Genomic DNA, 26,880 nt, shown 5'->3' with positions numbered 1-26,880 from the left:
GGTAAGGACGCGTGAGCGCGCTGCGCGCAATCGCACTACGCTGGTGCTAGATTCATCACACATACCGCCCAGGAGACAAGCATGAGCAACACCTCGCCGCGTCCGGCCTTCGGGTCTGCCATCTACTATCGCGATCCGTTCGCCGCGCTCGACTGGCTCGAAAAGGCGTTCGGCTTCACGCGCCAGTTCGTCGTCACGTCGCCGGACGGGAAGCTCGGCCACTCCGAGATGCGCTTCGGCGACGGCTACGTCATGATTTGTGGCGGCTGGCCCGGCATGCCCTACACGACCCCCGCCGAACTGGAAGGCAAGAACACGCAGTCGGTACACGTGCAGTTGAAAAGCGGCCTGGACGCGCATTGCGAACGAGCCCGCGCCGCCGGGGCAAGGATCCTCCGCGAGCCGGCCGATCAGTTCTACGGCGACCGCGTCTATGTGGCATGCGACCCCGAAGGCCACGTGTGGAGTTTTGGCGAAACAGTGCGCGAGGTTACGCGCGAAGAAGCGGAAGCGGCGAGCGGGCTGAAGATCGACGGCTGGATCTGAACGCGACCGCGGGCGCAAATAGAAAACGCCCCGACGGGCGAGAACCCGTCGGGGCGTTTGCATGAAGGCTTGCACGCGGCGCGCCATCGAGCGCGCGGCGTGGCAAAGCAAACCCGCTTAGCGCTGCGAGATCGGCTTCGCTTCGCGCGGCGTTTCGCCGATGAACAGCTGACGCGGACGGCCGATCTTCTGCTCGGGGTCGGCGATCATTTCGTTCCACTGCGCAATCCAGCCCACCGTACGCGCCATCGCGAAGATACAGGTGAACATCGAGGTCGGGATGCCCAGCGCGCGCTGCACGATGCCCGAGTAGAAGTCGACGTTCGGATACAGCTTGCGCGACACGAAGTATTCGTCTTCCAGCGCGATCTTTTCGAGCTGCATGGCGAGCTTGAAGAGCGGGTCGTCGTGCAGGCCGAGTTCGTTCAGCACTTCGTAGCACGTCTCGCGCATGAGCTTCGCACGCGGGTCGTAGTTCTTGTACACGCGGTGGCCGAAGCCCATCAGCTTCACGCCCGAGTTCTTGTCCTTCACCTGCTNGATGAACTNNGGNATNTTNTCNNNCGAGCCGATTTCTTCNAGCATGTTCAGNGCGGCTTCGTTCGCNCCNCCGTGCGCCGGGCCCCACAGGCAAGCGATACCGGCNGCGATACACGCGAACGGNTTCGCNCCCGACGANCCNGCCAGACGCACNGTNGANGTCGAAGCGTTCTGCTCGTGGTCGGCGTGCAGGATGAGGATACGGTCGAGCGCGCGCACGAGCACGTCGTTGACCTTGTACTCTTCGCACGGGTTCGAGAACATCATGCGCATGAAGTTCGCGCTGTACGAGAGGTCGTTCTGCGGATACACGAACGGCTGGCCGATCGAGTACTTGTACGCCATGGCGACCAGCGTCGGCAGCTTCGCGATCATGCGGATCGCCGAAACTTCACGGTGCTTCGGATTGTTGATGTCGAGCGAGTCGTGATAGAACGCCGACAGCGCGCCGACTGCGGCGACGAGGATCGCCATCGGGTGCGCGTCGCGGCGGAAGCCGCGGAAGAAGAACTGCATTTGCTCGTGAACCATCGTGTGCTGCGTGACGGTCTTCACGAACTCTTCCTTCTGCGCCGCGTTCGGCAGTTCGCCGCGGTACAGCAGGTAGCAGGTTTCGAGGAAGTCGGCGTTTTGCGCGAGGTTGTCGATCGGGTAGCCGCGGTACAGCAGCTCGCCCTTGTCGCCGTCGATATACGTGATCGCCGAGTTGCACGACGCCGTCGACATGAAGCCAGGGTCGTACGTGAACTTGCCGGTCTGACCGTACAGTTTGCGGATGTCGATCACATCGGGGCCCATCGTGCCCTTGTAGATCGGCATTTCGACGCTCGGCGAATTGTCGCTGAACGATAGCGTGGCTTTTACATCAGACGGGGTCATAGCACATCCTCAATCGAAGATAAACACGGGATTCGATAGTTTTGTACGTCCGGAGCGGCGGCAGTCCACATCACTGCGCGCCGCCGCGCTCAGACGTTCCGAAGCAGCTCCAGCACCCGCTTCACGTCCGGGTCGGCAAGGTCGCCTTCTGGTTCCTTGCGCGCGAGCAGCAAGTCCATCAGGTCGTTATCGCTCAGCTCGAGCAGACGCGTGAGAGCGCCCACATCGGCGTCGCTGAGTTCATGCTCATAGCGCTCGAAAAACCGCTCAAAAATCAGATCATTTTCGAGCAGGCCGCGCCGCGCGCGCCAGCGAAGGCGCGCGCGGCGATGAGGGTCAGACTGGTGCGATTCCATTTCAGAACAGCAACATCAAACCGCGCGGCGGAACATCAGTTCCTTGATCTTGCCGATCGCCTTCGTCGGGTTCAGGCCCTTCGGGCAAACGTCGACGCAGTTCATGATCGTATGGCAACGGAACAGACGGTACGGGTCCTCGAGGTTGTCGAGGCGCTCGCCGGTCGCTTCGTCGCGGCTGTCCGCGATGAAGCGGTAAGCCTGCAGCAGACCTGCCGGGCCGACGAACTTGTCCGGGTTCCACCAGAAGCTCGGGCACGAGGTCGAGCAGCTTGCGCACAGAATACACTCGTACAGGCCGTCGAGTTCGTCACGCTGCTCAGGCGACTGCAGACGCTCCTTCTCGGGCGGCGGCGTGTCGTTGATCAGGTACGGCTTGATCGAGTGGTACTGGTTGAAGAACTGCGTGAAGTCGCAGATCAGGTCGCGCACGACGGGCAGGCCCGGCAGCGGACGCAGGACGATTTTCGCCGGCAGGTCGTTCAGGTTCGTCAGGCAGGCGAGACCGTTCTTGCCGTTGATGTTCATGGCGTCCGAACCGCACACGCCTTCACGGCACGAACGGCGGAACGACAGCGTTTCGTCCACTTCCTTGAGCTTGAGCAGCGCGTCGAGCAGCATGCGCTCGTGCGTGAGTTCCAGCTCGTACGTTTGCATGCGCGGCGCCGCGTCCTTGTCCGGGTCGTAGCGATAGACTTCAAAAATGCGTTTGGCCATTTCCAATTCCTTTTGACTGGCGTGTGCCTTAGAACGTACGCGCCTTCGGCGGCACGGACTCGACGGTCAGCGGTTGCATGTGGACCGGCTTGTATTCGAGTCGGTCGCCTTCGCTGAACCAGAGCGTATGGCGCAGCCAGTTTTCGTCGTCGCGGTGTTCGTAGTCGCTCTGTGCGTGCGCACCACGGCTTTCCTTGCGGGCTTCCGCCGAAACCATCGTTGCGCGCGCAACTTCGACCAGGTTCGCCACTTCGAGCGCTTCCACGCGCGCCGTGTTGAACACCTTCGACTTGTCCTTCAGGTGGATGTGCTTCGCGCGCTCAGCGATCTGCGCGATGTCCTTCACGCCGTCTTCCAGCAGCTTCGAGGTGCGGAACACGCCTGCGTGCTTCTGCATCGAGCCGCGGATGTCGTTCGCGACGCTTTGCGCGTACTCGCCCGAGGTCGACTTGTCGAGCTCGGCGAGGCGCGAGAGCGCGAAGTCGGCGGCGTCGGCCGGCAGCGGCTTGTGATCGCGCAGTTCCTTGACGTGCTTGACGATGTGGTTGCCAGCCGCACGGCCGAACACCACGAGGTCGAGCAGCGAGTTCGTGCCCAGACGGTTTGCGCCGTGCACCGAGACGCACGAGCATTCGCCCACGGCGTAGAAGCCGTTGACGACTTCCTCGTGACCCTTCGGCGTGCCAACGACCTGGCCGTTGATGTTCGTCGGGATGCCGCCCATCTGGTAGTGGATGGTCGGCACGACCGGGATCGGCTCCTTGATACAGTCCACGTTCGCGAACTTGAGCGCGATTTCGCGGATCGACGGCAGACGCTTCATGATCGTCTCGGCGCCGATGTGCGACAGGTCGAGCAGCACGTGGTCCTTGTGCGGACCCACGCCACGGCCTTCCTTGATTTCCTGGTCCATCGAACGCGAAACGAAGTCGCGCGGCGCCAGGTCCTTCAGGGTCGGCGCGTAACGCTCCATGAAGCGCTCGCCGTTCGAGTTACGCAGAATGCCGCCTTCGCCGCGCACGCCTTCCGTGATCAGCACGCCCGCGCCGGCCACGCCGGTCGGGTGGAACTGCCAGAACTCCATGTCTTGCAGCGCGATGCCCGAACGGGCCGCCATGCCAAGGCCGTCACCGGTGTTGATGAACGCGTTGGTCGATGCCGCGAAGATCCGGCCCGCGCCGCCCGTGGCGAACAGCGTGGTCTTGCCTTCGAGGATATAGACGTCGCCCGTTTCCATTTCGAGCGCGGTCACGCCGAGCACGTCGCCTTCGGCGTCGCGGATCAGGTCGAGCGCCATCCATTCGACGAAGAACGTGGTCTTCGCCGCAACGTTCTGCTGGTACAGCGTGTGCAGCAGCGCGTGGCCGGTACGGTCAGCAGCAGCACAGGCGCGCTGGACCGGCTTCTCGCCGTAGTTGGCCGTGTGGCCGCCGAACGGGCGCTGGTAGATCGTGCCGTCGGCGTTACGGTCGAACGGCATGCCCATGTGTTCGAGTTCGTACACGGCGTGCGGCGCTTCACGGCACATGAACTCGATCGCGTCCTGGTCGCCGAGCCAGTCGGAGCCCTTGATCGTGTCGTAGAAGTGGAAGTGCCAGTTGTCTTCGCTCATGTTGCCGAGCGAGGCGCCGATGCCGCCCTGCGCCGCCACCGTGTGCGAACGCGTGGGGAACACCTTCGAGAGCACACAAACCGACAGGCCGGCGCGCGCGAGTTGCAGCGAAGCGCGCATCCCCGAGCCGCCAGCACCGACGATGACCACGTCGAACTTGCGACGCGGCAATGAATTCTTGATTGCAGCCATTCTTTTACACTCTCCAGAGAATCTGAGCGGCGTAGCCGAGGCTGCCCAGCAGCCATGCGATCGTGAGGACGTCCAGCGTGATGCGCAGGCCGACCGGCTTGATGTAGTCCATCCAGATGTCACGCACGCCAACCCACGCGTGCAGGAACAGCGCGATCAGGGTGACGAACGTCGCGAGCTTCATCCACTGCGCGGCGAAGATCGAGGCCCAGCCGTCATACGAGAAGTCGTGCGCGCCGAAGAACAGGACGAGCAGCACGATCGTGTAGATCGCCATGATCACGGCGGTGGCGCGTTGCGCGATCCAGTCGCGAATGCCGTAGTGAGCGCCGACGACAAGGCGCTTCGGACCGATACCGTTTTTAGCCGACATTTTTTAGAACGCTCCGAAGAGTTTTGCCGCAAAGGCGATCGTGAGGACCGTGGAGATGATCACGACGACCAGGGAGGTCGACTTGCCTTTTTCCTTGCTCACGAGGCTATGGTTGAAGTCCATGCACAGGTGACGCACGCCAGCGCAGAAGTGAAACAGGAACGCCCATCCGAGGACCAGCACGATGAGCTTGATGATGATGTTCGAGAGGAAGCCCTTGAATACCTCGAAGCTCAGCTCCGAAGTGAGGCTCTGGTCCAACAGGAACAAGATGAAAGGCAGGAACAGGAACAACAACACACCGCTGATGCGGTGGCCGATCGACACACGACCGGCCAGAGGCAGGCGGTATGCGAACAATATCTGCCCAAGCCCGATGTTCCGGTATTCCGGCCTCGGTTTTTTTGCGGCTTCTGCCATGCTAGACCCCTACTATGTGTTAACACTAATTCGCAATTTTAGCGCCTTTTTATATCGCGCTGCAGCGAAATCCACGTCGGGTACGGCTGGTGGTGCGCGCAAGCAAAGGCACTCTGGGGAAGGGCTCCGCGCCTTTTTCGCGCGGCCGCCCGTCAACTCAAATCATTCTGATAGTAGTACCCGGTTGTGACATACCATCCGCGGCGCACCTCGACCGGCCGGTCTCCATAGGTATAGGACACGCGCTCGACCGATAGCAAAGGAAAACCTGCAGGCACCTTGAGAAGGTCGGCCACCGTGGGCTCCGCGGCCACGGCGCGGATCTTCTCGGTCGCACGAATCATGCGCGTGCCGAATTCCGCCTCGAACATGGCGTAGAGCGGGCCTTTGTACTCGGCGAGACGCTCGCTCGTGAGCCCGCGGAACACGCCGCCGGGCAGCCAGATCTCGTCGAGCACGGTGCTTTCGCCGTCGAACTGCAGCAGACGCCGGATCAGCACCACCGGATCCGAGGGCTTGAGGTCGAGCTGGCGCGCGATCTCGGCCGAAGCGCGCAGGCGCCGGCACTCGAGCAGCCTGCTCACGTGCGGGTGCTCCGCGCCGTCATCGGCGAGTAATCTAAGAAAGCGAAACTGGGCGCGCTCTTCGTTGTGCGTTGCAACAAACGTGCCCTTGCCCTGGCGGCGCACCAGCAGATTGTCGGCAGCCAGCTCGTCGATCGCCTTGCGCACGGTCCCCTGGCTCACCTTGTAACGGGCGGCCAGTTCGACTTCGCTGGGGATGATTTCGCCGGGCTTCCATTCGCCGGACTCGAGGCTCTGTGTAATGAGCCCCTTGATCTGCTGGTACAGCGGACTGAAGGTGGGGGACGGTGGAACCGCGGGCGCAGACGCTGGAGCCCCGCTCTCGGGAGCGGTGGAATTCGCGTTGCTGGCCGGGTTTGCACTCATGGCGCGCATTTCAACATAAACCCCCCTACGCATCAAGCATTTTGCCTGCAATAGTTATGTCTTATATAAGACATAAGATACTGTTGACTTTGACCCTGACGACTCCTACACTCCCGATCGAGCAAGGGTTTGCGGGCGGGCTGCATGCTAGTTTCAGGACATGAAACCGGCATGACGAAGAGGAGCCGCCGGCTGCATCCACCTCGCGGCGAATGCGCCGCGAGCCGCCTTGCACGATGCTGTTCCCTCACGCAGTAAACGCAGTAGAGGTTTCGATCCGCCCAGCCGGCACGCGTGAGTCGTTGCGCGCCGCGCGTCTGTGGGAGAGCCCGAGCGAGCTGTTGCAGGAGTCGGCACACGCGAAGCGGCCAGCGTCTGGTGTCCCTCGAAGGGCGCCCCGTTCACCTCTTGCCATGTTGCACAGGTTACCGGCACGGCGGTCCGCGCCGGCGGCGCACGCTTCACGGCTTGTCAGTCATGGTTGTTCCAGTGAAGCGCGCACGCCGGCGGGAAAGACCGCCTGTTTCACCTACGCTTCGTGTATCGCGCATATAGAATGGCGTTTTACCCTGGCGTCTAACGCATCTTCCTGGAGATTTTCAATGGCTAAGCCCGCAAAGCGCGTTGCCGTCACCGGCGCCGCAGGTCAGATCGCTTACTCCCTGCTGTTCCGCATTGCGAATGGCGACCTGCTCGGCAAGGATCAGCCCGTTATCCTGCAACTGCTCGACCTGCCGCAGGCGCAAGCCGCCGTCAAGGGCGTCGTGATGGAACTCGACGACTGCGCATTCCCGCTGCTCGCGGGCGTGGTCATCACCGACGACCCGAAGGTCGCGTTCAAGGACGCCGACGTCGCCCTGCTGGTTGGCGCACGTCCGCGCTCGAAGGGCATGGAACGTAAGGACCTGCTCTCGGCCAACGCCGAAATCTTCACGGTTCAGGGCAAGGCGCTGAACGACGTCGCCAGCCGCGATGTGAAGGTGCTGGTGGTCGGCAACCCGGCCAACACGAACGCCTACATCGCCATGAAGTCGGCTCCGGATCTGCCGAAGAAGAACTTCACCGCCATGCTGCGTCTGGACCACAACCGCGCGCTCTCGCAACTCGCCGCCAAGTCGGGCAAGCCGGTCGCGTCGATCGAGAAGCTCGCCGTGTGGGGCAACCACTCGCCGACGATGTACCCCGACTTCCGTGTCGCAACGGCGGAAGGCCAGTCGCTGACCCAGCTGATCAACGACGACGAATGGAACCGCAACACGTTCATCCCGACGGTCGGCAAGCGCGGCGCGGCGATCATCGAAGCGCGCGGCCTCTCGTCGGCAGCATCGGCCGCCAACGCAGCGATCGACCACGTGCGTGACTGGGTCCTCGGCACGAACGGCAAGTGGGTCACGATGGGTATCCCGTCGGACGGCTCGTACGGCATTCCCGAAGACATCATCTACGGCGTGCCGGTGACCTGCGAAAACGGCGAATACAAGCGCGTGGAAGGCCTCGAAATCGACGCATTCTCGCGCGAGAAGATGGACGGCACGCTCAACGAGCTGCTCGAAGAGCGCGAAGGCGTGGCTCACCTGCTCGGCAAGTAAGCCAACTGTACGAACGGAACGCGCGATTGACGCCCGTTCCGTTCTGCTGGATGGGTACGCGGGGGCAGCCTCCGTGGCCCAGCCCGCGCGGCCCGTTCCATGCGGGCCGCCCTTGGCGGGCCCCCTAGGCGGGCCCGGCTATGCGCCCCACCCGATCCGCATGCGCCTTGCCCTGACCACGTTGCCGGCAGGACGCATCCGAATCCGGTATCTCCTACAAAACTCGACTCCCGACGCCGAAGATGCGCGCCATTCTCCCAGCAGAAGTGCTGTTTGACGGCGAAGCGCCGCCCGCCATCCTGCCCGCATGCGACCACTACGCGGGCAGTGAGAAGCTGATGCTCAAATCGCTCGCGCTGCAGCAGCAGTTGGGCCCGGTATTCGACATCACGCTCGATTGCGAAGACGGCGCGCAGGTCGGCCGCGAGGCCGAACACGCCGAACTCGTGGCGTCGCTCATCGGCGGCGAACACGACCGCTTCGGCCGCGTCGGCGTGCGCATCCACGATTTCCATCACCCGCACTGGCGCGACGACGTGCGCATGATCCTGCGCGCCGCGAAGCGCGCGCCGGCCTTCGTCACCCTGCCGAAGATCCGCGCTGTGGGCGACGCCGCCGAAATGACGGCGTTCATCGAGGCCACGCGCGTCGAGATGGGCATCGACAAACCCATTCCCGTTCAATTGCTCGTCGAAACGCATGGCGCCCTCGCGCGCGTGTTCGACCTCGCCGCGCTGCGCGGCGTGGAGTCGCTGAGCTTCGGGCTGATGGACTTCGTCTCTGCGCACGACGGCGCGATTCCCGACACGGCCATGCGCTCGCCCGGACAGTTCGACCACCCGCTCGTGCGCCGCGCGAAGCTCGAAATCGCGGCCGCGTGCCACGCGTTCGGCCGCGTGCCCTCGCACAACGTGAGTACGGAAGTGCGCGACATGGACGTGGTAGCGAACGACGCGCGCCGCGCACGCAACGAGTTCGGCTACACGCGCATGTGGAGCATTCACCCGGCGCAGATTCCCGCGATCGTGGCCGCTTTCGCGCCGCGCGACGAAGAAATCGTCCTGGCCGCCGAAATCCTGCTGGCCGCGCAACACGCGCAATGGGGTCCGACACGTCACGGCGACACGCTGCACGACCGCGCGAGCTACCGCTATTACTGGTCGGTTCTGCGCCGCGCGCCAGCCACGGGCCGCGCGGTGCCGGTCGACGCGGCGCCGCTGTTCGCGTCGGGCGTCGATACGCCGGGCGACCTGACGCAGGAGTCGGCCTGATGCGCGCCGCGAACGGACGACGAAAACGTTTTCAACGTATTGCGCCACGGCAACGAAACGGATCTCGCGCCGCATAGCGCAGCAACGTCAGTCACGGACAGTTACAGGCAGTTACTTGCGAACCAAGGCGCAAACAACACCGGGCCGGAGAAAATGAAGTTCATGGCGATAAATAGGTGAAAATAGCGTCCGCTGCGTGCTTTCGGGGCGCGCGCAGTGCAAACGGCGGTTGCCTGTTCAACCGCGCACTGATCAACCGCTTTTAGATAGATAAAGGTTTGACACTCATGAAGAAACTGCTGATCGCCGCTGTCATCGGCACCCTGTCCTCGACGCTGATGCTGGCCGCCACCGACGCCGCCGCACAAGGCACGTCGACCACGACCGCCAAGAAGCCGGCTCCGAAGCATCGCATCATCAAGCGCAAGGCCAACCCGGCCAAGGAAGCGAAGGTCGATCCGGTCCCGGACGGCTCGGAGCACTGGAGCTGCGCTGAAGGCGCACAATTCGACCTGAAGGGCGACATGGCGCGTGACCAGATCGTCACCGTTCACTGGGCGAACAAGAACTACAACCTGCCGCGTCAGGTCACGACCACGGGCGCCGACCGCTTCCACGACGCCGCCACCGGCCTCGACCTCGTCGTGATCCCGACGAAGGCCATGCTGTTCTCGGACAAGGACAGCTCGCGTCTGGCCGACGAGTGCAAGACTGTTGCAATGCAGCAAGGCGCAATGGCGCCGACCCAGGCTCAAGCGCTGAACCCGGCTAACCGCGCTCCGGCAGCCGCCAGCGGCGCCGCGGGCCAGTAAGGACCGCAGGATCGCCTCGATGTCCGCCCTGATCTCCAACGTCAGGCCGCAGCCGGACCAGGTACTGGTCGATATCGTCGACTATGTGCTCGGTTTCCGGGTTGACAGCGCGCTCGCGCTGACGACGGCCCGGCATTGCCTGATCGATACCCTCGGCTGCGGACTCGAGGCGCTCTCCTACCCCGCCTGCACCAAGTTGCTGGGACCGATCGTGCCGGGCACGACCGTCCCGCACGGCGCGAAGGTGCCGGGCACGCCATTCCAGCTCGATCCGGTTCAGGCCGCGTTCAACATCGGCGCGATGATCCGCTGGCTCGACTTCAACGACACATGGCTCGCCGCCGAATGGGGCCATCCGTCGGACAACCTGGGCGGCATCCTCGCGACCGCCGACTGGCTCTCGCGCACCGCCATCGCTCAGGGCAAAGCGCCGCTCACCATGAAGCACGTGCTCGAAGGCATGGTGAAGGCGCACGAAATCCAGGGCTGCATTGCGCTGGAAAACTCGTTCAACCAGGTCGGTCTCGACCATGTGCTGCTCGTCAAGCTCGCCTCGACCGCCGTGGTCGGACAAATGCTCGGGCTCACCCGCGACGAGCTGATCAACGCCGTTTCGCTCGCGATGGTCGACGGCCAGTCGCTGCGCGCCTACCGCCACGCGCCCAATACGGGCTCGCGCAAGTCGTGGGCCGCAGGCGACGCCACCTCGCGCGCCGTGCGTCTCGCGCTCATGGCGAAAACGGGCGAGATGGGCTATCCCTCGGCGCTCACGGCAAAAACGTGGGGCTTCTACGACGTCTCGTTCAAGGGACAGCCGTTCAGGTTTCAGCGCCCCTACGGCACGTATGTCATGGAAAACGTGCTGTTCAAGATTTCGTTCCCCGCCGAATTCCACGCGCAGACCGCCGCCGAAGCCGCGATGACGCTGCACGGCGTGCTCGCGCAGCAAGGCAGGACGGCTGGGGACATCAAGCGCATCACCATCCGCACGCATGAAGCGGCCATCCGCATCATCGACAAGAGCGGCCCGCTTGCCAACCCGGCCGATCGCGACCACTGTATCCAGTACATGGTCGCCGTGCCGCTGATCTTCGGCCGCCTCACCGCCTCCGACTACGAAGACGACATCGCGGGCGACCCGCGGATCGACGCGCTGCGCGCGAAGACGGTATGCGTGGAAGACCCGCAGTTCACGAAGGATTATCACGATCCGGACAAGCGCTCGATCGCGAATGCGCTCACCATAGAGCTCATGGACGGCACGACGCTCGACGAGGTCGTAGTCGAGTACCCGATCGGCCACAAGCGGCGCCGCGAACAAGGCATTCCGCTGTTGATCGAAAAGTTTCGAATCAACCTCGCGCGCCGCTTCCCCGCGAAGCAGCAGCAGGCGATTCTCGATGTCTCGCTCGACGAAGCCCGGCTTTGCGCCCTGCCCGTCAACGAGTACGTCGACATGTACGTGATCTGAGCAATCAGGCAGGTATCCGTGACAGCAGCAAACGAGCAGTAAGCGTTATTTCCGCGATTAAACGAAGGAAAACACTATGGCCCACAATCTCCACAAAACGCTAAAAGAATTCGACAGCGGTTCCGGCAAAGGCAAGTTCTACTCGCTGCCGCAACTCGGCAAGCAGCTTGGCGTGAAGATCAATCGTCTGCCGGTCTCGATTCGTCTGGTGCTCGAGTCTGTGCTGCGTAACTACGACGGCAAGAAGATCGCGGAAGAGCACATCGAGCAACTCGCGAACTGGAAGCCGAACGCCTCGCGCGTCGACGAAATCCCGTTCGTGGTCGCCCGCGTCGTGCTGCAGGACTTCACGGGCGTGCCGCTGCTCGCCGACATCGCCGCCATGCGCGGCGTAGCCAAGCAGGTCGGCAAGGACCCGAAGGTCATCGAGCCGCTCGTGCCGGTGGATCTCGTCGTCGACCACTCGGTCCAGATCGACTACTTCCGCCAGAAGGACGCGCTCGACCTGAACATGAAACTGGAATTCCAGCGCAACAACGAGCGCTACCAGTTCATGAAGTGGGGCATGCAGGCGTTCGACACGTTCAAGGTCGTGCCGCCGGGCATCGGCATCGTCCACCAGGTGAACCTGGAATACCTCGCACGCGGCGTGCACAAGAAGGCGGAAGGCGCCGATACCGTCTACTACCCGGACACGCTCGTCGGCACCGACAGCCACACCACGATGATCAACGGCATCGGCGTGGTGGGCTGGGGCGTGGGCGGCATCGAAGCGGAAGCCGGCATGCTCGGCCAGCCGGTGTACTTCCTCACGCCTGATGTGGTGGGCGTCGAACTCAAGGGCAAGCTGCGCGAAGGCTGCACGGCCACCGACCTCGTGCTGACCATCACCGAAATGCTGCGCAAGGAGAAGGTCGTCGGCAAGTTCGTCGAGTTCTTCGGCGAAGGCACGGCGTCGATCGGCGTGCCCGACCGCGCGACCATCGGCAACATGGCGCCGGAATATGGCGCGACGATGGGCTTCTTCCCTGTCGACGAAAAGACGATCGACTACTTCAAGGGCACGGGCCGCACGGAAGCTGAAATCGCGGCATTCGCGAACTACTTCAAGGCGCAGGATCTCTTCGGCGTGCCGAAGGCCGGCGACATCGACTACACGAAGACGCTCGTCCTCGACCTCGGCACGGTCGCGCCGTCGCTGGCCGGTCCGAAGCGCCCGCAAGACCGCATCGAAATCGGCAACGTGAAGTCGACCTTCACGGACCTGTTCTCGAAGCCGGTCGCGGAAAACGGCTTCAACAAGAAGGCCGCCGACCTCTCCGCCGAATACGCAGCGGGCGACAAGGTCAAGCTGCACAACGGCGACGTGCTGATCGCCGCGATCACGTCGTGCACCAACACGTCGAACCCGAGCGTGCTGCTGGCCGCCGGTCTGCTCGCGAAGAAAGCCATCGAAGCGGGCCTGACGGTCGCACCGCACATCAAGACCTCGCTCGCGCCGGGATCGCGCATCGTCACGGAATACCTGACGAAGACGGGCCTGCTGCCGTACCTCTCGAAGCTCGGCTTCGAACTCGCGGCATACGGCTGCACGACCTGTATCGGCAACGCCGGCGACCTGACGCCCGAACTGAACGAATCGATCGTCACGAACGACGTCGTCGCGGCTGCGGTGCTCTCGGGCAACCGCAACTTCGAAGCGCGTATCCATCCGAACATCCGCGCGAACTTCCTGGCCTCGCCGCCGCTGGTCGTCGCTTACGCGATCGCGGGCAACATCACGCGCGACCTGATGACGGAACCGGTGGGCAAGGGCAAGGGCGGCCGTGACATCTACCTCGGCGACATCTGGCCGACGAGCGACGAAGTCAACGCGCTGCTCAAGTTCGCGCTCGATCCGGACGCGTTCCAGAAGAACTACAGCCAGCTCACGAAGAAGGGCGACCTGTGGAGCAAGATCGAAGGCGAAGAAGGTCAGGTCTACGACTGGCCGAAGTCGACCTACATCGCCGAACCGCCGTTCTTCGGCAGCGACTTCTCGATGACGCCGTCGTCGTCGGTAGCCGAAGTCAAGGGCGCGCGCGCATTGGGCATCTTCGGTGACTCGGTCACGACCGACCACATCAGCCCGGCCGGTTCGATCAAGGAAGACTCGCCCGCAGGCAAGTGGCTGAAGGAAAACGGCGTGCAGAAGGCCGACTTCAACAGCTACGGCTCGCGCCGCGGCAACCACGACGTGATGATGCGCGGCACCTTCGCGAACGTGCGTATCAAGAACCTGATGATCCCGGCGAAGGCCGACGGCACGCGCGTGGAAGGCGGCCTGACGATCCATCAGCCGAGCGGCGAACAGCTTTCGATCTATGATGCAGCGATGAAGTACATCGACGCCGGCACGCCGACCATGGTGTTCGCAGGCGAAGAGTACGGCACGGGCTCGTCGCGTGACTGGGCAGCCAAGGGCACGCAGCTGCTCGGCGTGAAGGCCGTGGTCGCACGCAGCTTCGAGCGTATCCACCGCTCGAACCTCGTTGGCATGGGCGTTCTGCCGCTGCAGTTCAAGGGTTCGGACAGCGTTCAGTCGCTCGGCCTGACCGGCGAAGAAACGTTCGATGTCGAAGGCCTGACGGACGACTTCAAGCCGCAACAAGACCTGACGCTCGTGATCCACCACAAGGACGGCAAGGATCAGCGCGTGCAGGTGCTGCTGCGCATCGACACGCCGATCGAAGTCGACTACTACAAGCACGGCGGTATACTGCCGTTCGTGCTGCGCTCGCTGCTCGCGGCGTAAGTACGCAGTTTTTTGCAGGTGCCGCGCCCGGCAACGGGTGCGGTCACACTTGGAGCCCGACGCAAGTCGGGCTTTTTTTTCGACTGGGCTTTGAGTCGGGCTATTCGATCAGCTTGTTCAACGTCGCAAACTCGATCAGCGCCGCAAGTGACGACACGCCGAGCTTGTCCAGCACGCGGGTCTTATAGGTGCTGACGGTTTTATCCGAAAGCCCGAGCCGTGCCGCGATACCCTTGTTGCTCAAACCGCGCGCGAGATACTGCAGGACTTCGACTTCGCGAGGCGACAGCCCGTTGAGCGCCACGTCGCGGCCGCCGCCGCAGCTGCCCGCCGGGAAGCAGTCGTAGCCGAGCAATACCGCCTTGACCACACCGCACAGTTCCTCCACACCGCGATTCTTGTTGACATAGCCGTTCGCGCCCGCGATGCGCGTGTGATTGGCCATCACCAACTCGGGCTTCGCAGAGAGCACGAGAATGCGCGCGCCGGGCTGGTGCGCGCGAATGCCGCGGATGACGGAAAGGCCGTCGAGCTTCGGCAACTCGAGGTCGAGAATCACCAGATCGGGACGCAATTCCTGGACGAGGCGAAGGCCCGCTTCGCCGTCGCTGCACTCGCCCACCAGTTCGTACTCCGTATTCAGCACGTTGGCGAGCATCTTCAGCACGATCGGATGGTCGTCGATGACAACGACGCGTTTCATTATTTGTTCCATGGTGGCGTGATTTGTTTGTCCCTTCAGCGTGAATCTCACAGCGTGAACGACCTGCCAGCACATTTGTATAGGAAAGTTCTGAAAGAACCCGCAAGGAACTGTCGCAGGGTTAACCCACTGCGCGCGCAGTTTGAATTTAACTAACGCGTGAATTAAAGTAGAACGATGATCGCGCGCACCCGCACCGCTCCTGCTGCGCCCCGCCCGCGCGGCCGGCGCCGCGCCGCCGCCGACCTCGACATGCGCGAGCGGCTGCTCGCCAGCGCCACGCAACTGTTCGGCGAGCAGGGCATCGCGGCCACCACCATGGCGCAGATCGCCGAGGCCGCGGGCGTGACGTCCGCCATGGTTCACTACTACTTCACGAACCGCGAAAAGCTGCTCGACGCCGTGGTCGAGGAGCGCATTGCGCGCTCGATCGCCTTCGTGTGGGAGAGTGTGGACAGCACCGAGGGCGATCTCGCGCAAGACCCTCACGCGCTCGTGGAAGAACTGGTCGCGCGGCTCTTCGACGTCACCTCGCGCATGCCCTGGCTGCCGCCGCTCTGGCTGCGCGAAATCGTCAACGAAGGTGGCCTGCTGCGCGAGCGCATGCTCAAGCGGCTGCCCACCGAGCAGTTGCAGCGCTTTGCCGCGCGCGTCAGTGAGGCGCAGCGCGACGGCAGCGTCAACGCCGAACTGGAGGCGCCGCTGCTGTTCATCTCGATTCTCGCGCTCGTCATGCTGCCGCTCGCCACTTCGAAGCTCTGGCAAAGTGTGCGCGGCTTTCCGAAGATCGAGCGCGAGGCGCTGCATCGGCATGTGAGCGCGCTGTTGAGCGCGGCCTTGCGGCCTGCGCCGCAGGACCCGCGCGCGCGCCGCGCGACGGGCCCGACGGCAAGCCGCAAGGAGGACGCGTCATGAAGCGCCGCATTGCCGGCATATGCGTCGCGGCGCTCGTGCTCGCCTCATGCTCCAGGCATGGACCGGCTGGCTGGCAGGGCTATGCCGAAGGCGAGTACGTCTACCTCGCGTCGTCGCAGTCGGGCACGCTCACGCACCTCGAAGTGCAACGCGGGCAAACCGTGGCCGCCAATGCGCCCGCCTTCGCGCTCGACTCCGTCGAGGAAGCGGCCGCGCGCGACGAGGCGCAGCATCGCCTGACGGCCGCACAGCAGCAGCTCGCGGACCTCCAGACCGGCAAGCGTCCGCCCGAAGTGCGTGTGACCGAGGCGCAGCTCGCGCAGGCCGAGGCGAACGCGCGCAAGGCCGCGCTTCAGCTCACACGCGACGAGGCGCAACTGCGCGCAGGCGGCATTGCGCAGGCGCAGCTCGACGACTCGCGCGCGCAGGCCGCCTCCACGGCCGCCCAGGTGCGCGAGCTGCAAAACCAGGTGCGCGTGGCGAATCTGCCGGGACGTACTGCGCAAATCGCCGCCCAGGCCGCCGACGTCGAGGCCGCGCGTGCCTCGCTCGCGCAGGCGCAGTGGCGGCTCGACCAGAAGCGCGTGAGCGTGCCGAGCGGCGGCCTCGTCTACGACACGTTGTTTCGTGTGGGCGAGTGGGTGCAGGCGGGCAACCCCGTCGTGCAGATGTTGCCGCCGCAGAACGTGAAGGTGCGCTTCTTCGTGCCGGAAACGATCGTCGGATCGCTCGCGCCGGGCCGCAAGGTGAACGTGCGCTGCGACGGCTGCGCCGCCCTGGTGCCCGCCACCATCACGTGGATTTCGAACGCCGCCGAATATACCCCGCCCGTCATCTACAGCAACGAGAACCGCGCGAAGCTCGTTTTCATGATCGAGGCGCGGCCTTCCGCACAGGACGCCGTGAAGCTACATCCGGGCCAGCCGGTCGAGGTGACGCTGCAATGAGCACACCTGATCGATCTGCCGGCGACTACGCCATCGACGTGCGCAATCTCAACAAGCGTTTCGGCAACAAGCATGTTGTCAACGACGTGTCGCTGCGTGTGGCGCGCGGCGAGATATTCGGCTTTCTCGGCCCGAACGGCAGCGGCAAAACCACGTCGATCCGCCTCATGTGCGGGCTGCTCACGCCCGACTCCGGTTCGGGCACCTGCCTTGGCTACGACATCCTGCGCGAGAGCGCGCAGATCAAGCGTCACGTGGGCTACATGACGCAGCGTTTCTCGTACTGGGAAGACCTGACGATCCGCGAGAACCTCGACTTCGTTGCGCGCATCTACGAGATGCCGAACCGCCGCGAAGCCGTCGATCGCGCACTCGAATCGCTCGGGCTCGCAAGCCGCGCGAGCCAGCTCACGGGTGCGCTTTCGGGCGGCTGGAAGCAGCGTCTCGCGCTCGCGGCCTGCATGCTGCACGAGCCCGAATTGCTGCTGCTCGACGAACCGACCGCGGGCGTCGATCCCACCGCGCGCCGCGACTTCTGGGAGGAATTGCACCGGCTCGCCGCGCGGGGCATTTCGGTGCTCGTGAGCACGCACTACATGGACGAAGCCGAGCGCTGCCACAAACTCGCCTATATCGCCTACGGCAAGCTGCTCACGCAGGGCACCGCCGCCGAGGTCATCGCCGAACAGAACCTCGAAACGTGGGCGATTCATGGCGAGCGGCTGAGCACACTCGCCGCGCAGCTGCGCGACGCGCCGGGCATCGAGCAGACGGTCGTGTTCGGCTCCGCGCTGCATGCGAGCGGACGCGATCATGCAGCGCTTGCCAAAGCGGTGGAGCGCGCCGTGGAAGGCCAGCCGCTGCGCGCGGAACGCATCGACACCGGTCTCGAAGATGTCTTCATCTACCTGATGAGCCATGCTCAGGACAATTACGGAGTCAAGTCGTGAGCGCGTCGTTCCCGTTTTCCGTGGCGCGCTGGTGGAGCATCGTGCTCAAGGAGTTCTTGCAGCTCAAGCGCGACCGCATCACGTTCGCGATGATCGTTGGCCTGCCGATCATCCAGCTCACGCTGTTCGGCTATGCGATCAACACCGACCCCAAGCATCTGCCCACGGCCATCGTCGTGGGCGAGGACAGCGTGTTCGCGCGCAGCTTCGTCGCGGGCATGCGTAACTCCGCCTATTTCGACGTGATCGAAACGCTGCCCGACGAAGCCTCCGCGCGTCATGCGCTCGCGCGCGGCACGGTGCAGTTCGTGCTCAGTATTCCTGTCGATTTTTCGCGGCGCCTGCTGCGCGGCGAACGACCCTCGCTGCTCGTCGAAGCCGACGCGAGCGACCCCACTGCCATCACCACCGCGCTCGCGGCGCTGCCCGGGCTGGTCGCGCCCGTGGCCGCGAAGGACCTCACCGGCCCGCTCGCGCATCTGAACGGCACGCCCGCCGCGTTCGACGTGCAGGTGCACCGCCTCTATAACCCCGAGGGCATCACGCAATACAACGTCGTACCCGGCCTCATGGGCGTGATCCTCACCATGACGATGGTGATGATGACGGGCCTCGCCATCACGCGCGAACGCGAGCGCGGCACGATGGAGAACCTGCTCGCCACGCCGGTGCTGCCCATCGAGGTGATGACGGGCAAGATCATTCCGTACGTGGCGATCGGGCTGATCCAGGCGACCATCATCGTGCTCGCTGCACGCTACGTCTTTCACGTGCCGTTCGCGGGCGGTCTCGTCACGCTCTATCTTTCGGCGCTGCTATTCATCGCCGCGAATCTCACGGTGGGCATCACGCTGTCGTCGCTCGCGCAAAACCAGTTGCAGGCCATGCAGCTGACGATGTTCTATTTCCTGCCAAGCCTGCTGCTCTCCGGCTTCATGTTCCCGTTCGGCGGCATGCCGCGCTGGGCGCAGTGGCTCGGCAATCTGCTGCCGCTCACGTATTTCAACCGGCTCGTGCGCGGCATCCTGCTCAAGGGCAACGGCTGGACCGACCTGTGGCCCGCGGTGTGGCCACTCGCGGTATTTACGGTCGCGGTCATGGCGATCGCCGTGCGCTTTTACCGGCGCACGCTCGACTAGCGCGAGGCCCACGACCATGAAGCGCGACGCCACCCTTGCCTGCCTGCTTGTGCTCATGCTCGCGGGCTGCACCGTGGGTCCCGATTTCCACCCGCCCGCCGCGCCCGATGCCACAGGCTGGACGCGCGAGCCTGTGCCGGCGTCCACCGCCAGCGCCACCGGCCCCGGCGGCGGCGCGCAGACCTTCACGGCCGCGGAACACGCTCCAAACGATTGGTGGATTCAGTTTGGCAGTGCGCAGTTGAACGAACTCGTCGATCAGGCCTTGCGCGCGAGCCCCACGCTCGACTCGGCGCGCGCCAGGCTCGTGGAAGCTCGCGAAAACTACAACGCGCAGGCCGGCGCGACGAACTTTCCCGCCGTGGATCTGAAACTCTCCGGCACGCGCCAGAAGGTCGATCTCGCCGCTTTCGGCATTACGCAAGTGCCGAACCCACCGCCGTTTACGCTTTACAACGCTTCGGTCAGCGTCTCGTACGTGTTCGACCTGTTCGGCGCCAACCGTCGCGCGCTGGAATCCACGCTCGCGCAAGTCGATTATCAGGCGTACGAAATGGAGGCCGCGCGACTTTCAGTGGCCGCCAACGTGGTGTCCACTGCCATCCGTCGCGCGTCGCTGCAACGCCAGATCGATCTCACCATGCAACTCGCGCAGACGCAGGCGCGCCAGCTCGCGATCATGCAGGCGCGCTTTGCTGCCGGCGGCGTAGCGGAGATCGACGTGCGCAGCCAGCGCACCCTGCTCGCGCAAACGCGCGCCTCGCTGCCACCGCTCGAAACGCAGCGCGAGGCTGCGGAGCATCAGCTCGCCACCCTGCTGGGCGTCGCGCCTGCGCAGTTCGCCGCGCCGCTCGACGCCCTTTCACTCGATACCCTGCATCTGCCCGATACGGTTGCGCTCACCGTGCCTTCCACGCTGGCACGCGAGCGTCCCGACATACGCGCCGCCGAGGCGCTGCTGCACCAGGCAGGCGCGAACGTGGGCGTGGCGACGGCAAACCTCTATCCGCAGATCTCGCTCTCGGCGAGTATCGGCTCGGAGCGCACGCGTATCGAGGACGTCATCAGCGGGCTGAACATCTGGAACGTCGGACTCGGCCTCACACAGCCGCTGTTCCATGGCGGCGAATTGCGCGCGAAGAAACGTGCGTCACAAGCCGCCTATGAAGCCGCTTTCGCCGACTATCGTCAGACGGTCCTGCAAGCGTTGCAGCAGGTCGCCGACTCGCTCCAGTCGCTCCAGAACGATGCGACCGAACTGCAGGCGCGCGACGACGCCGCTCGTGAGGCGCAGGCCAACGCGGCGATCGCACAAACGCGCTACAACGCAGGCGGCGTGAGCGAGTTTTCGTTGATCGATGCGCAACGCCAGGCACTCCAGACAACGCTCGACCGCTCGCGCGTTCATGCGGATCGGCTAACCGACACCGCTGCGCTCTATCAAGCCCTTGGTGGCGCCCCACTCCCCGGCACAGCGCCGCCTGCGCAGGGCAACGACACGTCGGCACCCGCCGCGCCCGTTCGGTAGCCTGGCCGCCCCACACGGCAACCGGCACCCTGCTGCGGCAACCATTCGTTTCCTTTCGCTTGCGCCGCGCGTGCGCGACAATGACCCTCCCCCTGCTCCATCCGCAAACGAGAGACACGTATGAACCAGGCATCGCTGTCCCCCGCAGAACTGTCCCCCAACGATCTCGTCGCGGCCGACGCACTTCAGCTTTCGGAATGGATACGCCTGCGCAAGGTGTCCTGCCGCGAAGTGATGAGCGCGTTTCTCGACCATATCGAGCGTGTGAATACGCCGGCCAACGCCATCGTCTCGCTGCGCGAGCGCGCCACGCTGCTGGCCGAGGCGGGCGTTCGCGACGCCCAGCTCGCGCGAGGCGAGTACCTTGGCTGGATGCACGGCATGCCGCAAGCGCCGAAGGATCTCACGGCCACGGCCGGCATCCCGTACACGCAAGGCTCGCCGCTGTTCCGCAACGAAGTGCCCACGGCAGATTCCCTGATGGCCGCGCGCATGCGCGCACAGGGCGCGATTTTCATCGGCAAGACGAACACGCCGGAATTCGGCCTTGGCTCGAACACCTACAACACGGTCTTCGGCACCACGCTCAACGCCTACGACCCCACGCGCAGCGCGGGCGGCAGCAGCGGTGGCACGGCCGTGGCGCTGGCGCTGCGCATGCTGCCCGTGGCGGACGGCAGCGACATGATGGGGTCGCTGCGCAATCCCGCCGGCTGGAACAACGTATTCGGCTTTCGTCCCTCGCAAGGCCGCGTGCCCTCGGTGCCGGCGCACGAACTGTTCTTCCACCAGCTCGGCTACGCGGGACCGATGGCCCGCGCTGTGCCCGACCTCGCGATGCTGCTTGCCACCCAGGCCGGCTACGACGCGCGTGCTCCGCTTTCCATTGCCGAAGATCCTGCGCAGTTCGCGGGCCCGCTCGGACGCGACTTTGGTTGCGCGCGCATCGGTTGGCTAGGCGACTACGACGGCTATCTGCCCATGGAAGACGGCGTGCTCGCGCTTTGCGAATCGGCGCTCAAGGACTTCGAATCGATAGGCTGCAAGGTCGAAGCCGCGCGCCCCGACTTCGCCATGGAGCGCGTGTGGCAAACGTGGCTCACGCTGCGCCATTTCTCGTGCGCGGGCACGCTGGGCGCGCTCTATCGCGACACGGAAAAGCGCGCGCTGCTCAAGCCCGAAGCCCAATGGGAAGTGGAAGGCGGCCTGAAGCTCTCGGGCGAAGACGTGTGGAACGCCACGGTCACGCGCAGTCAGTGGTACAACGCGCTGCTCGCGCTCTTCGAGCGTTACGACTACCTCGTGCTGCCCAGCGCTCAACTCTTCCCGTTCGACGCAAGCGAGCAATGGCCGAAGTCGATCGCGGGCCGCACGATGGATACCTATCACCGCTGGATGGAAGTCGTGATTGGCGGCAGTCTCGCGGGGCTGCCTGTCATCAGCGTGCCTGCGGGCTTCAATGCGCAAGGCCTGCCGATGGGGCTGCAGGTGATCGGCAAGCCGCAGGCGGATCTCTCGGTGCTGCAACTCGCCCACACGTACGATCAGGCCACGCAGTGGGTCAAGCGGCGTGTGCCGACGCTGCTTCAGGCGTAACGCCTGGAAGCAAAAAGGCAGCGCCGCAGCGCTGCCTTTTTTCCATCGACACCTCACGCCGTCATGCCTTCACCGCGCGCGCCGCATTCCTGCCGCGCAGCCATTCGAGCGCGAGCAGCAGACAGGTGGAGAACACGATCAGGATCGTTGCGAGCGCAGCGATCGTCGGGCTGATGTTTTCGCGGATGCCCGTGAACATCTGGCGCGGCAAGGTGGTCTGGTCGGCGCCCGCGAGGAACAGCGTCACGACGACTTCGTCGAACGACGTGGCGAACGCGAACAGCGCGCCCGAAATCACGCCCGGCGCGATGACGGGCAGCGTGATGCGGAAGAACGTCGTGACCGGATTCGCCCCGAGCGAAAGGCTCGCACGCACGAGATTGTGATTGAAGCCCTGCAGCGTGGCCGCGACCGTGGTCACGACGAACGGCACGCCCAACGACGCATGCGCGAGGATCAGCCCGAGATACGTATTGGCGAGTCCGAGCGGCGCGAAGAACAGGTACATGCCCACGCCCACCACGACCACGGGCACGATCATCGGCGAGATGAGCACGGCCATGAGCAGCGCCTTGCCGCGGAAATCGGCCTTCGTGATGCCGATGGCCGCGAGCGTGCCGAGCACGGTTGCCACGAAGGTTGCGGCCGGGCCCACGATGAAGCTGTTCTTCGCGGCCATGCGCCATTCGTCGGACATCACGAGGTTTTCATACCAGCGCAGCGACCAGCCCGGAATCGGATACACAAGGAACGTGCTCGACGAAAACGACAGCGGCACGATCGCGAGCACGGGCAGGATCAGATACAGCAGCGTGAGCACGACGAGCGCGCGCAGCGCGAAGTACCACACGCGTTCGACGGCCGACGTATGCGGCGCAAAAAGCGGTTTGGCGAATTTCATGGTTGCGCCTTCCTCAGCCGAGGCTCAGTTGCGTGCGCGTGAAGCGCCCGTAGACAAAATAGAGCGCCGTGGTCGCCGCGAGCAGCAGCGCGCCGAGCGCGCAGGCCATGCCCCAGTTGATCGACACGTTGGTGAAGTACGCCACGTAGTAGCTGACCATCTGGTCGCCCGGGCCGCCGAGCAGCGCCGGCGTGATGTAGTAGCCGATCGAGAGAATGAACACGAGCAGCACGCCCGCGCCCACGCCCGGGTACGTCTGCGGCACATACACGCGCCAGAAGGCCGCGAACGGATGGCTGCCGAGCGAGACGGCCGCGCGCTGGTAAGTCGGCGGAATCGACTTCATCACGCTGTAGAGCGGCAGTACCATGAACGGCAGCAGGATGTGCGTCATCGAAATGTAGACGCCCACGCGGTTGAACAGCAGCGTCAAGGGCTGCGAAATGAGGCCCGTGCCCAGCAACGCCTTGTTGACGAGACCCTCGCCCTGGAGAATCACGATCCACGCGGCCACGCGCACGAGAATCGACGTCCAGAACGGAATCAGCACGAGGATCATCACGAGATTCGCGCGGCGCTCGGAGAGCGTGGAGATCCAGTAAGCGAGCGGATAGCCGAGCAGCAACGCGAACACCGTCACGAACACGCTGATGACGAAGGTGCGGCCGAACACGTCGAGATAGATCTGCTGCTCAGGATCGGCGGCCACGATGTTGCCGAATGCATCCTGGCGGTGGTCCAGCGACGCGAGCAGGTAGAACGGCGAATAGCGCGAGCTATTCTTCGCGATCGCTTGCCAGTAGGTAACGTCGCTCCAGCGGTCGTCGAGTTCGACGATCTTGGCGCGCGTTTGCGCGGGGGTCAGCGTAAGCGGTTTGCCGTCGTCGCCGGCGAGCGGCATGGCGCGCGCCGTCTTCGCGACCAGCGAGCGGAACCCCGCGATTTCCACGTTCAGGCGGCGCGCCAGCGCGCCCATCGCATCGCCATCCTGCACGACGACCAGGTCTTGCGCGAGCGCCGCGTAGGCCGCGTCGGGCGGCGCGCTCTTGCGGTCCCAGGCGCGCAGCGCCGTGATGGTATGCGGCAGCGCCGTCGCCACTTCGGGGTTCTGCACCGCGCGTGTGAGCAGCGCGGCGATCGGCACCACGAAGATCAGCAGCAGAAAGATCGCGAGCGGCGCGATCAGCATGAGCGCCATCGTGCGCTTCTTCGCTTGCGCTACGCGCAGTTCCCGCTTCAGGCGCGCGCTCTCTTCGCGTGCCGCGCCGGCAACGTTCGTCACGGTCGTCATTGTGGTCACATCCGGTCTCCAGCCATGCAGCCAAACCGCTCCGGGGCTCGCGCCCCGGAGCGTCTACCTCATCCTTACTTCGCGGCCCACGAGGCGAAGCGCTGCTCCAGCTCGTCGCCGTGGTCGGTCCAGAACGTGAGGTTCTGCTGCACCGCGTTCTTGCCGTTGTCCGGCGAGTTCGGCAGATTGCCGAGCGTCTTCGCGTCGAGCGCCTTGATCGCGTTCGCGTTCACCGGGCCGTACGCGATGTGCTGCGCATACGCCTGCTGCGGCTTCGGCGAGAGCGTATAGGCGATGTACTGCTCGGCCAGCGCCTTGTTCGGTGCGCCCTTCGGGATCGCCCAGTAGTCGAGGTCGTAGATGCTGCCGTTCCAGACCACCTTGAGGTTCTTGCCTTCGCGCTGCGCGGCGTCGATACGGCCGTTGAACGCCGTGGACATCACCACGTCGCCCGCGACGAGGAACTGCGGCGGCTGCGCGCCTGCCTCCCACCACTGGATGTTCGGCTTCAGTTCATCGAGTTTCTTGAACGCGCGGTCCTGGCCGGCCTTGGTCGAGAGCACCTTGTAGACGTCCTGCGGCGGCACGCCGTCGGCCATCAGCGCGAATTCCAGGTTGTACTGAGCGCCCTTGCGCATGCCGCGCTTGCCCGGGAATTTCTTCACGTCCCAGAAGTCGGCCCAGCTCGTGGGCGCGGTCTTGAGCTTGTCGGCGTTATAAGCGAGCGCCGTGGACCACACGAAGAAGCCTGCGCCGCAGGGCTGCTGCGCCGCCTTCATGAAGTCGCCCTTGTTGCCGAGCTTGGCCCAGTCGAGCTTCTCGTAGAGACCTTCGTCGCAGCCGCGCGCGATGTCGCCGGTTTCGACTTCCACCACGTCCCAGTCCACGTGCTTCGCGTCGACCATGGCCTTCACCTTGGCCTGCTCGCCGTTGTACTCGACAGCGGTGATCTTGTTGCCCGTCTGCGACTGGAACGGCTCGTTGAACGCCGCCTTCTGCGCATTGCCATTGGCGCCGCCAAAGTTCACGACGGTCAGTTCCGCGGCGTTCGCCACGCCGAACGAGAGTGCGAGCGCGGCCGCGACCGCTGCAACGCGCATGTTGCCGATCTGCTTCATGGTTGAGTCCCTTCTCCTTGGTGGTTTGTCTTGCCGGGCCCTTCGATGCGAGATACGCGGCCCGATCGTCGAGACGCCTGCTTCGCGAGGCAACGGCGCGCGAGATTGCGCGCCGCGCCCGCGCGCCTCAAGCGAACACGCGCAGATGCTCAGGCGCGAATTCGAGTGCGACCGGCTGACCGGGCGCGAAGCCATCGAGCGCCTCGGTGCCGAGCGGCACCTTCACGAAGCACTCGTCCTGCTGGTGCAGGCCACAGCGCATGCGCACGTGGTCGCCGAAATAGATGAGACCGCGCGCTTCGCCCGCCAGCGCGTTCGCGCCGTTGCCCTTCGAACCGTTCGCGAGCTTCATGCGCTCGGGGCGAATGCAGGCGATGGCCGCGGCACCCGCCTGCGCACCCGCCACATTGCGGCCCTTGAGGCGCGTGCCGTCGGCGAGATGCATTTCGCAGTACTCGCCGTCCACGGCGGCAATGGTGCCGCGCAGCCGGTTGCTGTCGCCGACGAAGTTCGCCACGAACTCGTTGCACGGCGACTCGTAGAGCCGGTCCACGCTGTCGAGCTGCTGCACGATGCCCTTGTCGAACACGGCCACGCGGTCCGACATCGTGAGCGCCTCGCCCTGATCGTGCGTGACATAGACGAACGTAACGCCGAGCTTTTCGTGCAGCGACTTCAGTTCGTACTGCATATGTTCGCGCAACTGCTTGTCGAGCGCGCCGAGCGGCTCGTCCATGAGCACGAGCTTGGGCTGGAACACGAGCGCGCGGGCGAGCGCGATGCGCTGCTGCTGGCCGCCCGAGAGCTGCGCGGGATAGCGCTTCGCGAAGCCTTCCATGCGCACCGTCTTGAGCGCGTCGTTCACGCGCTGCGCGCGCTCGGCGGTGGGCACCTTGCGCACGCCCAGCGGATAAGCCACATTCTGCTCGACCGTGAGATGCGGAAAGAGCGCGTAGTTCTGGAACACCATGCCGATGTCGCGCTTGTGCGGCGGCACGTTGTTGAGCAGCTTGCCTTCGAGGCGGATCTCGCCGCCGGTGGGAAACTCGAAACCGGCGAGCATCATCAGGCAGGTGGTCTTGCCCGAGCCGGACGGCCCGAGCAGCGTCAGAAACTCTCCTTGATAGATATCAAGATCAAGTTGTTTGACGACCAGCGTTTCGCCGTCGTAGGTCTTGCGCACGCCGCGAAAGCTGACGATCACATCCGAGGTCTTCATTCGCCCTGTCTCCTTTGCTTGCTCTTTTTCCCGGCCGGCCCTTCTGACGCG

The 26,880-nt window shown here is 64.5% G+C and carries 23 protein-coding genes and 1 pseudogene; 12 read left to right on the top strand and 12 right to left on the bottom strand.

Annotated features, from left to right (window positions below; all coding sequences use genetic code 11):
• Positions 1 to 81 precede the first annotated feature (81 nt).
• A complete protein-coding gene (locus tag A3CW_RS0106915; RefSeq protein WP_028202907.1) occupies positions 82 to 546 on the top strand; it encodes a VOC family protein in 465 nt (154 codons plus the stop codon).
• 117 nt (positions 547 to 663) lie between these two features.
• Here A3CW_RS0106915 and gltA read toward each other — a convergent pair.
• The 7 genes and pseudogenes from gltA to A3CW_RS0106880 form a co-directional block, all read right to left on the bottom strand.
• Positions 664 to 1,965: pseudogene (gltA, locus tag A3CW_RS0106910) on the bottom strand (citrate synthase).
• Positions 1,966 to 2,054: 89 nt separating this feature from the next.
• Positions 2,055 to 2,321, bottom strand: a complete 267-nt coding sequence (locus tag A3CW_RS0106905) for an FAD assembly factor SdhE (protein ID WP_028202905.1) — start codon at positions 2,319 to 2,321, stop codon at positions 2,055 to 2,057.
• A 15-nt stretch (positions 2,322 to 2,336) separates the two neighbouring features.
• On the bottom strand, positions 2,337 to 3,038 hold the full coding sequence (locus tag A3CW_RS0106900; protein ID WP_028202904.1) for a succinate dehydrogenase iron-sulfur subunit: 702 nt from the start codon (positions 3,036 to 3,038) through the stop codon (positions 2,337 to 2,339).
• A 28-nt stretch (positions 3,039 to 3,066) separates the two neighbouring features.
• Positions 3,067 to 4,842, bottom strand: a complete 1,776-nt coding sequence (gene sdhA / locus A3CW_RS0106895; protein ID WP_028202903.1) for a succinate dehydrogenase flavoprotein subunit — start codon at positions 4,840 to 4,842, stop codon at positions 3,067 to 3,069.
• Between the two features lie 4 nt (positions 4,843 to 4,846).
• On the bottom strand, positions 4,847 to 5,215 hold the full coding sequence (gene sdhD, locus A3CW_RS0106890) for a succinate dehydrogenase, hydrophobic membrane anchor protein (RefSeq protein ID WP_028202902.1): 369 nt from the start codon (positions 5,213 to 5,215) through the stop codon (positions 4,847 to 4,849).
• Between the two features lie 3 nt (positions 5,216 to 5,218).
• Positions 5,219 to 5,635 (bottom strand): succinate dehydrogenase, cytochrome b556 subunit, encoded by a 417-nt coding sequence (gene sdhC, locus A3CW_RS0106885; RefSeq protein ID WP_028202901.1) that lies wholly within the window; start codon positions 5,633 to 5,635, stop codon positions 5,219 to 5,221.
• A 152-nt stretch (positions 5,636 to 5,787) separates the two neighbouring features.
• Positions 5,788 to 6,585 (bottom strand): GntR family transcriptional regulator, encoded by a 798-nt coding sequence (locus A3CW_RS0106880; protein WP_035512539.1) that lies wholly within the window; start codon positions 6,583 to 6,585, stop codon positions 5,788 to 5,790.
• Between the two features lie 602 nt (positions 6,586 to 7,187).
• Between A3CW_RS0106880 and A3CW_RS0106875 the strand changes: the two genes are divergently transcribed.
• The 5 genes from A3CW_RS0106875 to acnA all read left to right on the top strand — a co-directional run bounded on the left by A3CW_RS0106875 (position 7,188) and on the right by acnA (position 14,522).
• Entirely contained in the window at positions 7,188 to 8,174 is a 987-nt protein-coding gene (locus A3CW_RS0106875) for a malate dehydrogenase (RefSeq protein ID WP_028202899.1), read from the top strand.
• A gap of 242 nt (positions 8,175 to 8,416) precedes the next feature.
• Positions 8,417 to 9,445, top strand: coding sequence for an HpcH/HpaI aldolase/citrate lyase family protein (locus tag A3CW_RS0106870; RefSeq protein WP_028202898.1), 1,029 nt, complete (start codon positions 8,417 to 8,419; stop codon positions 9,443 to 9,445).
• A 287-nt stretch (positions 9,446 to 9,732) separates the two neighbouring features.
• Positions 9,733 to 10,257, top strand: coding sequence for a hypothetical protein (locus tag A3CW_RS0106865; protein ID WP_028202897.1), 525 nt, complete (start codon positions 9,733 to 9,735; stop codon positions 10,255 to 10,257).
• A 19-nt stretch (positions 10,258 to 10,276) separates the two neighbouring features.
• Complete coding sequence (locus A3CW_RS0106860; protein ID WP_028202896.1) at positions 10,277 to 11,728, top strand: bifunctional 2-methylcitrate dehydratase/aconitate hydratase; 1,452 nt, start codon at positions 10,277 to 10,279, stop codon at positions 11,726 to 11,728.
• A gap of 76 nt (positions 11,729 to 11,804) precedes the next feature.
• Positions 11,805 to 14,522, top strand: a complete 2,718-nt coding sequence (gene acnA / locus A3CW_RS0106855; RefSeq protein WP_028202895.1) for an aconitate hydratase AcnA — start codon at positions 11,805 to 11,807, stop codon at positions 14,520 to 14,522.
• Positions 14,523 to 14,622: 100 nt separating this feature from the next.
• Here acnA and A3CW_RS0106850 read toward each other — a convergent pair whose 3' ends face one another.
• Positions 14,623 to 15,225 (bottom strand): response regulator transcription factor, encoded by a 603-nt coding sequence (locus A3CW_RS0106850; RefSeq protein WP_028202894.1) that lies wholly within the window; start codon positions 15,223 to 15,225, stop codon positions 14,623 to 14,625.
• A 177-nt stretch (positions 15,226 to 15,402) separates the two neighbouring features.
• Here A3CW_RS0106850 and A3CW_RS0106845 point away from each other — a divergent pair, with 177 nt between their 5' ends.
• The 6 genes from A3CW_RS0106845 (at position 15,403) to A3CW_RS0106820 (ending at position 22,300) form a co-directional block, all read left to right on the top strand.
• Positions 15,403 to 16,140 carry a TetR/AcrR family transcriptional regulator gene (locus A3CW_RS0106845; protein WP_028202893.1) on the top strand — a complete coding sequence of 246 codons (738 nt, stop codon included), beginning with the start codon at positions 15,403 to 15,405 and terminating at the stop codon, positions 16,138 to 16,140.
• The gene (locus A3CW_RS0106840; protein ID WP_028202892.1) at positions 16,137 to 17,087 is read left to right on the top strand and encodes an HlyD family secretion protein; all 951 of its coding nucleotides are present in this window, start codon (positions 16,137 to 16,139) and stop codon (positions 17,085 to 17,087) included. The genes A3CW_RS0106845 and A3CW_RS0106840 overlap by 4 nt, the downstream gene beginning before the upstream one ends.
• Entirely contained in the window at positions 17,084 to 18,037 is a 954-nt protein-coding gene (locus A3CW_RS0106835) for an ABC transporter ATP-binding protein (RefSeq protein ID WP_028202891.1), read from the top strand. The genes A3CW_RS0106840 and A3CW_RS0106835 overlap by 4 nt, the downstream gene beginning before the upstream one ends.
• Positions 18,034 to 19,176, top strand: a complete 1,143-nt coding sequence (locus tag A3CW_RS0106830; protein WP_028202890.1) for an ABC transporter permease — start codon at positions 18,034 to 18,036, stop codon at positions 19,174 to 19,176. Before A3CW_RS0106835 ends, A3CW_RS0106830 begins: the two co-directional genes overlap by 4 nt.
• Positions 19,177 to 19,192: 16 nt before the next feature.
• A complete protein-coding gene (locus tag A3CW_RS0106825; RefSeq protein ID WP_028202889.1) occupies positions 19,193 to 20,704 on the top strand; it encodes an efflux transporter outer membrane subunit in 1,512 nt (503 codons plus the stop codon).
• Between the two features lie 120 nt (positions 20,705 to 20,824).
• Positions 20,825 to 22,300: an amidase gene (locus A3CW_RS0106820; RefSeq protein WP_051481284.1), complete on the top strand. Its 1,476-nt coding sequence runs from the start codon at positions 20,825 to 20,827 to the stop codon at positions 22,298 to 22,300.
• A 61-nt stretch (positions 22,301 to 22,361) separates the two neighbouring features.
• Here the strand turns inward: A3CW_RS0106820 and A3CW_RS0106815 are convergent, their stop codons facing one another.
• The 4 genes from A3CW_RS0106815 to A3CW_RS0106800 all read right to left on the bottom strand — a co-directional run bounded on the left by A3CW_RS0106815 (position 22,362) and on the right by A3CW_RS0106800 (position 26,829).
• Positions 22,362 to 23,201: an ABC transporter permease gene (locus tag A3CW_RS0106815; RefSeq protein WP_028202887.1), complete on the bottom strand. Its 840-nt coding sequence runs from the start codon at positions 23,199 to 23,201 to the stop codon at positions 22,362 to 22,364.
• Positions 23,202 to 23,214: 13 nt separating this feature from the next.
• Positions 23,215 to 24,492, bottom strand: a complete 1,278-nt coding sequence (locus tag A3CW_RS0106810; RefSeq protein WP_028202886.1) for an ABC transporter permease — start codon at positions 24,490 to 24,492, stop codon at positions 23,215 to 23,217.
• Positions 24,493 to 24,566: 74 nt separating this feature from the next.
• Positions 24,567 to 25,610 (bottom strand): ABC transporter substrate-binding protein, encoded by a 1,044-nt coding sequence (locus tag A3CW_RS0106805; protein ID WP_028202885.1) that lies wholly within the window; start codon positions 25,608 to 25,610, stop codon positions 24,567 to 24,569.
• A 127-nt stretch (positions 25,611 to 25,737) separates the two neighbouring features.
• Positions 25,738 to 26,829: an ABC transporter ATP-binding protein gene (locus tag A3CW_RS0106800; RefSeq protein WP_028202884.1), complete on the bottom strand. Its 1,092-nt coding sequence runs from the start codon at positions 26,827 to 26,829 to the stop codon at positions 25,738 to 25,740.
• Between the last annotated feature and the right edge of the window lie 51 nt (positions 26,830 to 26,880).

Origin of the sequence: Paraburkholderia nodosa DSM 21604 (genome assembly GCF_000519185.1) — a bacterium.
Taxonomy (GTDB): Bacteria; Pseudomonadota; Gammaproteobacteria; order Burkholderiales; family Burkholderiaceae; genus Paraburkholderia; species Paraburkholderia nodosa.
Note: the sequence above shows the minus strand (reverse complement) of the source record. Positions and strands in the feature narration are given on the sequence as shown.